Here is a 10,083-nt window from a genome sequence, read left to right on the forward strand (position 1 = left end):
AACGAGCATCGACCGCTCCTAAACGGACCGGCGTGAGCGCGATCGGGCGCATCCGGCGCTTCGCTCACAGGATTGGAGACCACCCCATGAATTTCTTTAGGACAATCGTCGCTGCCGGCTTGGTGGCCGTTTCGACGTCGGCCTTTGCGGCCGATATCACTGGCGCAGGCGCGACATTTCCGTTCCCGATCTATTCCAAATGGGCGGACGCCTATAAGAAGGAAACGGGCAACGGGCTGAATTATCAGTCGATCGGCTCCGGCGCCGGCATCAAGCAGATCCAGGCCAAGACCGTGACCTTCGGTGCCACCGATGCGCCGCTGAAGGCCGAGCAGCTCGAGAAGGACGGACTCGTCCAGTGGCCGATGGTGATGGGCGCGATCGTGCCGGTCGTGAACCTCGAAGGCATCAAGCCGGGCGAGCTGGTGCTGTCGGGCGAAGTGCTCGGCAACATCTATCTCGGCAAGATCACCAAGTGGGACGATGCGGCGATCGCCAAGCTCAATCCGAAGCTGAAGCTGCCCTCCGACGCCATCACCGTCGTGCGCCGCTCGGATGGTTCGGGCACCACCTTCAACTTCACCGACTTCCTCTCCAAGTCGAATGCCGATTGGAAGTCCAAGGTCGGCTCGGGCACCGCGGTCGAGTGGCCGGTTGGCGTTGGCGCCAAGGGCAACGAGGGTGTTGCGGGCAACATCAGCCAGACCAAGAACGCCATCGGCTATGTCGAATACGCCTACGCCAAGCAGAACAAGCTGACCTATGCGGCGATGGTCAACAAGGCCGGCAAGACCGTGCAGCCGACCATTGCTGCGTTCCAGGCCGCTGCTTCCAACGCGGACTGGGCCAAGGCTCCGGGCTACTACGTGATCCTGACCGACCAGCCGGGCGATGCGTCCTGGCCGATCACCGCGGCGACCTTCATCCTGATGCACAAGGAGCCGACGGATAAGGCGGCCTCGGCCGAAGCCATCAAGTTCTTCAAGTGGTCGTTCGAGAAGGGTGGCAAGGCGGCCGAAGAGCTCGACTACATCCCGATGCCGGAGCCGGTCGTCAAGCTGATCGAGAAGACCTGGTCGTCGGACATCAAGAGCTGAGCCTCGCATAGCGAGCGTCGCGCCCTGTCCTCTGCGGGCGCGACAAAGTCGAGAAACCGGAATCCATCGCTTCGCAACCGAAGCTGTGGATTCCGGGTCTACGCCCGACGGGGTGCATCCTGCGACGATGCGGGAAAACGTTCAGGACGGGTCGCGCAGTAAGTTGCGATCGAGTAAACACAGGGGATTGGCGTGGCAGACATGGCCGTTCAAAGCGACGTAATGGCAGCCTCCGGACCTTACGATCGTGCCAGGGCCCTCAGCGCCTTCAAACTCGGTGACATCACCTTCTACTGGATCACCCGCGCCTGCGCGATTTCGGTGCTCCTGATCCTAGGCGGTATCATCCTTTCGCTGATCGCCGGCGCCTGGCCGGCAATGAAGGAATACGGCTTCTCGTTCCTGTGGACCCAGCGCTGGGCGCCTTCGGCAGACCCGCCGGTGCTCGGCGCGCTCGGGCCGATCTACGGCACGCTGATCACCTCTGTCATCGCGATGATGATTGCCATTCCAGTTGGCATCGGCATTGCGATCTTCCTCACCGAGCTCTGCCCACAATGGCTGCGCCGCCCGATCGGCATCGCGATCGAACTGCTCGCCGGCATCCCCTCGATCATTTACGGAATGTGGGGCTTCTTCGTGCTGGGCCCGTTCCTCGCCAACACCTTCCAGCCGTTCATGATCCGCGTGTTCGACGGCGTGCCGGTGCTGGGTGCGATATTCGCAGGCCCGCCATCCTATCTCAGCCTGTTTAACGCCGCGCTGATCCTGGCGATCATGGTGCTGCCCTTCATCACGGCGATCTCGGTCGACGTGTTCAAGACGGTGCCGCCGGTCCTGAAGGAGGCGGCCTACGGGGTCGGCTGCACCACCTGGGAAGTCGTCCGCAACGTCGTGATCCCCTACACCCGCGTCGGCGTCATCGGCGGCATCATGCTGGCGCTCGGCCGCGCCCTCGGCGAGACCATGGCAGTGACCTTCATCATCGGCAATTCGTTCCGCATCTCCTCCTCGATCTTCGCGCCGGGCACGACGATCTCGGCGGCGATCGCCAGCGAATTCGCCGAGAGTGACGGATTGCACCAGTCGGGTCTGATCCTGCTCGGCCTCTTGCTGTTCGTGCTGACATTCATTGTTCTCGCCTGCGCGCGACTGATGCTGATGCGTCTGGAAAGGAAGGCGGGGAACTGACATGAACCCGATTTACAAAGCACGCCGCCGCAACGACATCATCATCCGCGGGCTTTGCATCGCCGCCGCCGCGTTTGGGGTGACCTGGCTGGCGCTGATCCTGTTCACGTTGTTCTACAACGGTCTCGCCGGCCTCAGCCTCGACGTCTTCACCAAGAACACGCCGCCGCCCGGCTCCACCGATGGCGGTCTGTTGAACGCGATTGTCGGCTCGGTGATCATGACCGTGATCGGCGTCGGCATCGGTGCGCCGCTCGGCCTGTTCGCGGGCACCTATCTGGCCGAATACGGCAAGCATGACCGGCTCACCTCGGTGATCCGCTTCATCAACGACATCCTCTTGAGCGCGCCGTCGATCATCATCGGCCTGTTCATCTATGGCGCGGTTGTCGTGCCGATGGGCGGCTTCTCCGCGCTGGCCGGCTGCCTGGCGCTGGCGGTGATCGTCATCCCGGTTGTGCTCCGCACCACCGAGGACATGCTGCTGCTCGTCCCCAACCCGCTGCGGGAGGCGGCCTCCGCGCTTGGCCTTCCGCGCTCGCTGGTGATCAAGCGGATCGCCTATCGCGCGGCGCGCTCCGGCCTGATCACGGGCGTGCTGCTGGCGACCGCCCGCGTCGCCGGTGAGACCGCCCCGCTGTTGTTCACCGCGCTGTCCAATCAGTTCTTCAGCCTGAACCTGACCAAGACGATGGCGAACCTGCCGGTGACCATCAACAACTTCGTGCAGAGCCCCTACGCCTATTGGAAGGAGCTCGCCTGGAGCGGGGCCTTGCTTATCACCTTGACCGTGCTCGCGCTCAACATCGGCGCGCGCATCCTCGGCGCCGAAAGGAGCGCAAAATGACCGATCTGTCCGTATCGACGACCAGCCCGAGCGCGGCCATTCCCCAGAAGTCGCTGCCGGAAGCGGCGCCAAAGGTGACTGCACGCAGCCTCAACTTCTATTACGGCGAGCACCATGCGTTGAAGAACATCAACCTGACGCTCGGCACCAACCGCGTCACCGCCTTTATCGGCCCGTCCGGCTGCGGCAAGTCGACCCTGCTCCGGATCTTCAACCGGATGTACGACCTGTATCCCGGCCAGCGCGCCACCGGCCAGTTGATGCTGGACCAGACCAACATCCTCGACCCCAAGCTCGACCTCAACCTGCTGCGGGCGCGGATCGGAATGGTGTTCCAGAAGCCGACGCCGTTCCCGATGACGATCTATGAGAACATCGCCTTCGGCATCCGCCTTTACGAGAAGATCTCGAAATCTGAAATGGACGGCCGCGTCGAGAAAGCGCTGCGCGGCGGCGCGCTGTGGAACGAGGTCAAGGACAAGCTCAACGCCTCCGGCCTGAGCCTCTCCGGCGGCCAGCAGCAGCGCCTCTGCATCGCCCGCACGGTTGCGGTGCGGCCCGAAGTTATCCTGTTCGACGAGCCCTGCTCGGCGCTCGATCCGATCTCGACCGCCAAGGTCGAGGAATTGATCCAGGAATTGTCGGAGGACTACACGATCGCGATCGTCACGCATAACATGCAGCAGGCGGCGCGCGTCTCCGACAAGACCGCGTTCATGTATCTGGGCGAACTGATCGAGTTCGACGACACCAGCAAGATCTTCACCTCGCCGAGCGATCGACGTACCCAAGACTACATCACCGGCCGGTTTGGTTGAGGAGGGACATCATGGCTTCTGAACATACCGCCAAGGCATTCGACAGCGATCTTCAGGAACTGACCCGTCTGGTCGCAGAGATGGGCGGGCTGGTCGAACGGATGATCACCGAATCCGTCGATGCGCTGATCCGCCGCGACGTCGCGCTCGGCAAGCGTGTCGTCGCTTCCGACATCGAAATCGACAGCCTGCAGCGCGTGATCGAGGAGCGCGCCGTGCTGACGATCGCCCGCCGCCAGCCGATGGCTGTCGACCTGCGCGAGATCGTCGGCGCGATGCGGGTGGCGACCGACCTCGAGCGGATCGGCGACCTCGCCAAGAACATGGGCAAGCGCGTCGCCGCGCTGGAGAACGACTTCCAGCCGCTGAAGCTGATCCGCGGCCTGGAGCACATGACCGACCTCGTGCTGTCGCAGGTCAAGTCCGTGCTCGACGCCTATGCCGCGCACGATCTGCCGGCGGCGATGAACGTCTGGAAGAGCGACGAGGAGGTGGACGCGATCTGCACCTCGCTGTTCCGCGAGCTCCTCACCTACATGATGGAAGATCCGCGCAACATCTCGTTCTGCATCCACCTGATGTTCTGCGCCAAGAACATCGAGCGGATCGGCGACCACGCCACCAACATCGCGGAAACGGTCTTCTACATGATCGAGGGTCAGCAGATCACCGACAAGCGGCCGAAGGGGGATATGACGACGTTCGCCACGACCGTTCCGGGCAACTAGAGCAACATCCGGAAAGTCGACGCCGGCTTTCCGCCAAGATCCTGCTCAAACATCAAAGGAAGAGTGGGATGACGATTCAAGCAGAGAGTCATCCCGCTATAGGAGAAGCCAAGCCGATGAGCGCACGCATTCTGGTGGTCGAAGACGAAGAAGCGCTGACGACGCTGTTGCGCTACAATCTCGATGCAGAAGGCTATGATGTCGAAACGGTCGCCCGTGGAGACGATGCGGACACAAGGCTCAAGGAACGTATTCCCGACCTTGTCGTGCTCGACTGGATGCTGCCGGGACTCTCCGGCATCGAGCTGTGCCGCCGTCTGCGGGCGCGGCCGGAGACCAAGCAGCTCCCGATCATCATGCTGACCGCGCGCGGCGAGGAAAGCGAGCGCGTGAGGGGGCTGGCGACCGGTGCCGACGACTACATCGTCAAGCCGTTCTCGGTGCCTGAACTGCTCGCGCGGGTGAAGGGCCTGTTGCGCCGGGCAAGCCCGGAGCGGCTCGCCACCGTGCTCACCTATGGCGACATCGAACTCGACCGCGAGAAGCGCCGCGTCGCGCGCTCGGGCCGCCCGATCGATCTCGGCCCGACCGAATATCGCCTGCTGGAGTTCTTCCTGGAGCATCCCGGCCGCGTGTTCAGCCGCGAGCAGCTGCTCGACAGCGTTTGGGGCCGCGACATCTATATCGACGAGCGCACCGTCGACGTTCACATCGGCCGCCTGCGCAAATTGCTCAATCCCGGCCGCGAGCAGGACCCGATCCGCACCGTCCGCGGCGCGGGCTACGCGCTCGATGATCGCTTCGCGAAGGCCGAGCAGTCGTAAACCGGCGACCTCAATCCGTAGCCCGGGTGCAGCGAAGCGTAGCCCGGGGAAATTTGGACCTGCCGATACAGCGTTCCCGGGTTGCGCTGCGCTCCACCCCGGCTACGATCTGTCGTCGGCTTACTTGCCTTGTGACGGCTTGACCGTCGGACGGCGGCGGTCAGCCGCCGGCTGGTAGGCGATGCGGGAGTGGTGCGCGCAATAGGGCAGGCCGGGAAGCGCCTTGCCGCCGCAGAAGAAGAATTCCGGGCTCGAGGGATCGCCGACCGGCCAGTGGCAGGTGGCCTCGTTCAATTCGAGCAGCGACAGCCGCTGGCTCATCGGCACCACATTGTCGTAGGCGATAGGGTCCGCTTCCACCTCCACCTCGAAGGCGTGGGCGAGCGCGGTGTTGCCGCGGGAGACCGGACGCGCCACGCGCATCATCGGCTGTGCCGGACGCGCCTTGCGCTGCCGCGGCGCGGCTGCAGCAGGACTCTTGGCGCGGCCCGAGAGGCCAAGCCGGTGCACCTTGCCGATCACCGCATTGCGGGTCACGTTGCCCAGTTCCGCAGCGATCTGGCTGGCCGAGAGGCCACCTTCCCAGAGCTTTTTCAACTGCTCGACGCGTTCGTCGGACCAGGTCAATACCGTCATCGCATCTTTCCCTTCGCGTTGCGCCGGCCGATCCTGGGACAGCGCTGCGATGCCTAATCTCAAAAATCCCTGCGGGCAGAATCCCTTAAGGCTCGCCGGGCACGAAAACCGCACCCGAACGTGTACGCCGCACACAAAGGACTCTAAGGGATCAAAACTGCCGCACGAGATGTCGTACCCGACAGGCCAAACGCTACAATATGGCGTGACTCTGGCGCAAGAGTCCGCGCCTATGCGTCCACATGTTCCGACATTTAGGGATTGCAATCGGGCTTTCCACCACACCGGAAAACTGCGGATTACCGGTACTTTGCCGCGCAGCCTGGCGGCTTCGTGGAGATTGACAGCACCTGCCGCGCGCATAGAATGCCTTTACGTGCCGCCCTGCAAAGGCGGCACGTTTTGTTTTCGCTGGATGAGCTTCAGCCGCGTGTCTGCATCGCTGCACGCCGCCGGGGCTTGTCTGAAAGGCTTGTCTGAACCCTTCAGTGATCGCCATGACCGACCGCGCCACGTCGCATCTGCTTCCCGTTTTTGCCAGGGCCGATCTCGGCTTCGAACGCGGCGAAGGCTGTTGGCTGATCTCGACCAAAGGCGAGCGTTATCTCGACTTCACCTCCGGCGTCGCGGTGAACGCGCTCGGCCATGCCCATCCGGATCTGGTGAAGGCGCTGCAGGAACAGGCGACGAAGCTCTGGCACATGTCGAACCTGTTCAAGAGCCCGGACGGCGAGAAGCTTGCCGCGCGGCTGTGCGAGCAGAGTTTTGCGGACTTCGTGTTCTTCTGCAATTCCGGCGCGGAAGCGATGGAGGGCGTGATCAAGGTCGTGCGTCACTATCACTTCTCGAAGGGGCATCCGGAGCGCTACCGCATCATCACCTTCGAAGGCGCCTTCCATGGCCGCACGCTCGCGACACTCGCAGCGACCGGCGCCGCTAAATATCTCGAGGGCTTCGGTCCGCCGATGGACGGCTTCGACCAGGTGCCGCATGGCGATATCGAAGCGGTGAAACGTGCGATCGGTCCAGAGACCGCAGGCATCCTGATCGAGCCGGTGCAGGGCGAAGGCGGCGTGCGCTCCGCGCCGCCGGCCTTCTTCAAGGCGCTGCGCCAGCTCTGCGACGAGCACGGCCTGCTGCTCGCCTTCGACGAGGTGCAGACCGGCATGGGCCGCACCGGCGATCTCTTCGCCTACAAGCGCATCGGGGTCACCCCTGATGTGATGTCGCTGGCGAAGGCGCTCGGCGGCGGCTTTCCGATCGGCGCCTTCCTTGCGACCGCGGAAGCTGCGTCCGGCATGACGCCGGGCTCGCATGGCTCGACCTTCGGCGGCAATCCGCTCGCGGTCGCGGCCGCCGGCGCCGTGCTCGATGTGATGCTGAAGCCCGGCTTCTTCGATCACGTGCAGAAGATGTCGCTCCTGCTCAAGCAGAAGCTCGCCTCCGCGGTTGACCGCTATCCGTCCATTCTCGCCGACGTGCGCGGCGAGGGGCTTCTGATAGGCGTGAAGGCCGTGGTGCCCTCGGGCGACCTCGTCAACGCCCTGCGCGAGCAGAAGCTACTCACAGTCGGCGCCGGCGATAATGTGGTGCGCTTCCTCGCGCCGCTGATCGTCAGCGAGGCCGAGATCGAGCACGCCATCGGTTGCCTGGAGCGCGCCTGCACCGCGCTCTCAACCGGACCTTCGAAGAAGGCAGCGGGATGATGAGCAAGGCGCCCCGTCACTTCCTCGACATCAACGAAATGTCGCTCAACGAGCTGCGCGCCATGCTGGCCGCCGGCGCCGCCATGAAGGCGAGACTGAAGGCGCATGAGAGGGCTACGAAGCCGCTCGAAGGCAAGACGCTGGCGATGATCTTCGAGCGTCCTTCGACCCGCACGCGAGTGTCGTTCGACGTCGGCATGCGCCAGCTTGGCGGTGAATCGATCATGCTCACCGGCGCCGAGATGCAGCTCGGCCGTGGCGAGACCATCGCCGATACGGCGCGCGTGCTGTCGCGCTATGTCGATGCGATCATGATCCGCATCCTCAACCACGATGCGCTGTTGGAGCTTGCCGCGCATGCCACCGTCCCCGTGATCAACGGGCTGACGCGCCGCTCGCATCCCTGCCAGGTGATGGCCGACCTGATGACGTTCGAGGAGCGTCGCGGTTCGATCGAGGGCAAGACCGTGGCCTGGACCGGTGACGACAACAACGTGCTGGCGTCATGGGCGCATGCCGCCGAGCGTTTCAAGTTCGCCCTCAATATCGCGACGCCGCCGCAGCTCGCGCCGAACAAGGCGATGCGCGACTGGATCAAGGCGACCCAGGCGCCGATCGTGCTCGGCAACGACCCCGAGGAGGCCGTGCGCGGCGCCGATTGCGTCGTCACCGACACCTGGGTGTCGATGGGCGACAAGGACGGCGAGCACCGGCACAATCTGCTCCGGCCCTATCAGGTCAATGCCAAGCTGATGTCGCTGGCGAAACCCGATGCTTTGTTCATGCATTGCCTGCCGGCGCATCGCGGCGAGGAAGTCACCGACGAGGTGATCGACGGTCCGCAATCGGTGGTGTTCGACGAGGCCGAGAATCGCCTGCATGCGCAAAAGGGCATTCTGGCCTGGTGTTTTGACGCGGTCGCGTAAGCGCGCCGCCAAGATAGCTGTCGTCCCGGCCAAGCGAAGCGCGAGCCGGGATCCATAACCACCGATGTGAGTTGTTGCATCAAGCTGCGGCCTCAGCTTTTCACAATGCTCACATCGGTGGTTATGGATCCCAGCTTTCGCAGGGATGACGGCTAACAACGATAGATGTGAACCCCTTTCGTTTCGCCTCTCAAGACCCCAGATAGAGCGCCATGGTTTCACAATCCCCCGACATCAAGATCACGGAAACACCGACCCGGGCGCCATCGGCTGTTCCGGTCGACGACGCGGTGCTGCCATTCGAGGTCGATGCACTCGATCTGCGTGGGCGGCTGACGCGGCTCGGTCCCGCCCTCGACGACATCCTGCACAAGCATGATTATCCGCCTGCGGTCGGCAAATTGCTCGGCGAGGCGATCGTGCTGACGACGCTGCTCGGTTCATCCCTGAAGTTCGACGGCCGTTTCATCCTGCAGACCCGGACCGACGGCCCGGTCTCGTTCCTGATCGTCGATTTCAAGGCGCCCGATCGGCTGCGCGCCTATGCGCGCTACGATGCGACAAGATTGCAGGACGGGCTCGATTCCGGCGCGCTGCTCGGCAAGGGCCATCTCGCGATGACCATCGACCAGGGGCCGGACATGAGCCGCTATCAGGGCCTGGTCGCGCTCCATGGCGGCAGCCTCGAGGACGCAGCTCATGAGTATTTCCTGCGCTCGGAGCAGATCCCGACGCGCGTGCGCCTTGCAGTCGGCGAGGAATGGCGCGGCGGCGACGGCGGCAAGGTTCGCTGGCGCGCCGGCGGCATGCTGCTGCAGTTCCTGCCGAAGGCGCCGGAGCGCGCGCGGCAGGCCGATCTGCATCCCGGCGATGCGCCCGAAGGAACGGCCGCCCATGAGGTTCCGGAAGACGATGCCTGGGTCGAGGGGCAGTCGCTGATCGGAACGGTCGAGGACGTCGAACTGCTCGATCCGGATCTGTCGGGCGAGCGGCTATTGTACCGCCTGTTCCACGAGCGCGGCGTGCGCGTGTTCACGCCCCTGCCGCTGCGCGCGCAATGCTCCTGCTCGCGCGAGGCGGTATCGTCGATGCTGAAAAGCTTTACGGCGAAGGATCGCGCCGACATGGTGAAGGACGGCAGGGTCGTCGTCACCTGCGAGTTCTGCTCGTCGGTCTACGAATTCACGCCGGAAGAAGCGGGCGTGGAGTAGGGCTCTCGCACGTGGAATCGTAGAGCCTGAGAACCAATTCGGTTTTCGGGTAGACGGCATCCGAAGTAGCGGATGTTGAAGACCTCGACGGTGGAGCGG

10 protein-coding genes are annotated in these 10,083 nt (G+C 63.8%); 9 read left to right on the forward strand and 1 reads right to left on the reverse strand.

Annotation, left to right across the window (positions count from 1 at the left end):
• Positions 1-86: 86 nt before the first annotated feature.
• The 6 genes from pstS to phoB all read left to right on the forward strand — a co-directional run bounded on the left by pstS (position 87) and on the right by phoB (position 5,505).
• The gene (pstS, locus tag ACZXDY_RS23130) at positions 87-1,097 is read left to right on the forward strand and encodes a phosphate ABC transporter substrate-binding protein PstS (RefSeq protein WP_028163449.1); all 1,011 of its coding nucleotides are present in this window, start codon (positions 87-89) and stop codon (positions 1,095-1,097) included.
• A 201-nt stretch (positions 1,098-1,298) separates the two neighbouring features.
• Complete coding sequence (gene pstC / locus ACZXDY_RS23135) at positions 1,299-2,288, forward strand: phosphate ABC transporter permease subunit PstC (RefSeq protein ID WP_035689936.1); 990 nt, start codon at positions 1,299-1,301, stop codon at positions 2,286-2,288.
• Between the two features lies 1 nt (position 2,289).
• Positions 2,290-3,135 (forward strand): phosphate ABC transporter permease PstA, encoded by an 846-nt coding sequence (pstA, locus tag ACZXDY_RS23140; RefSeq protein WP_028163451.1) that lies wholly within the window; start codon positions 2,290-2,292, stop codon positions 3,133-3,135.
• Positions 3,132-3,953 (forward strand): phosphate ABC transporter ATP-binding protein PstB, encoded by an 822-nt coding sequence (gene pstB, locus ACZXDY_RS23145; RefSeq protein WP_028163452.1) that lies wholly within the window; start codon positions 3,132-3,134, stop codon positions 3,951-3,953. The genes pstA and pstB overlap by 4 nt, the downstream gene beginning before the upstream one ends.
• 11 nt (positions 3,954-3,964) lie before the next feature.
• Positions 3,965-4,681: a phosphate signaling complex protein PhoU gene (gene phoU / locus ACZXDY_RS23150; RefSeq protein ID WP_028163453.1), complete on the forward strand. Its 717-nt coding sequence runs from the start codon at positions 3,965-3,967 to the stop codon at positions 4,679-4,681.
• A 116-nt stretch (positions 4,682-4,797) separates the two neighbouring features.
• Positions 4,798-5,505: a phosphate regulon transcriptional regulator PhoB gene (gene phoB / locus ACZXDY_RS23155; RefSeq protein WP_028163454.1), complete on the forward strand. Its 708-nt coding sequence runs from the start codon at positions 4,798-4,800 to the stop codon at positions 5,503-5,505.
• 120 nt (positions 5,506-5,625) lie between these two features.
• On the opposite strand, the gene ACZXDY_RS23160 is transcribed toward phoB, so the two are convergent.
• A complete protein-coding gene (locus tag ACZXDY_RS23160; RefSeq protein ID WP_028163455.1) occupies positions 5,626-6,141 on the reverse strand; it encodes a GcrA family cell cycle regulator in 516 nt (171 codons plus the stop codon).
• Between the two features lie 497 nt (positions 6,142-6,638).
• Here ACZXDY_RS23160 and ACZXDY_RS23165 point away from each other — a divergent pair, with 497 nt between their 5' ends.
• The 3 genes from ACZXDY_RS23165 (at position 6,639) to ACZXDY_RS23175 (ending at position 9,984) form a co-directional block, all read left to right on the forward strand.
• Positions 6,639-7,847, forward strand: a complete 1,209-nt coding sequence (locus ACZXDY_RS23165) for an acetylornithine transaminase (protein ID WP_464347082.1) — start codon at positions 6,639-6,641, stop codon at positions 7,845-7,847.
• Positions 7,847-8,773: an ornithine carbamoyltransferase gene (argF, locus tag ACZXDY_RS23170; RefSeq protein WP_028163457.1), complete on the forward strand. Its 927-nt coding sequence runs from the start codon at positions 7,847-7,849 to the stop codon at positions 8,771-8,773. Before ACZXDY_RS23165 ends, argF begins: the two co-directional genes overlap by 1 nt.
• Before the next feature lie 212 nt (positions 8,774-8,985).
• Positions 8,986-9,984, forward strand: coding sequence for an Hsp33 family molecular chaperone (locus ACZXDY_RS23175; RefSeq protein ID WP_028163458.1), 999 nt, complete (start codon positions 8,986-8,988; stop codon positions 9,982-9,984).
• Positions 9,985-10,083 lie beyond the last annotated feature (99 nt).

It is taken from the genome of Bradyrhizobium sp. LeoB3 (assembly GCF_055456055.1).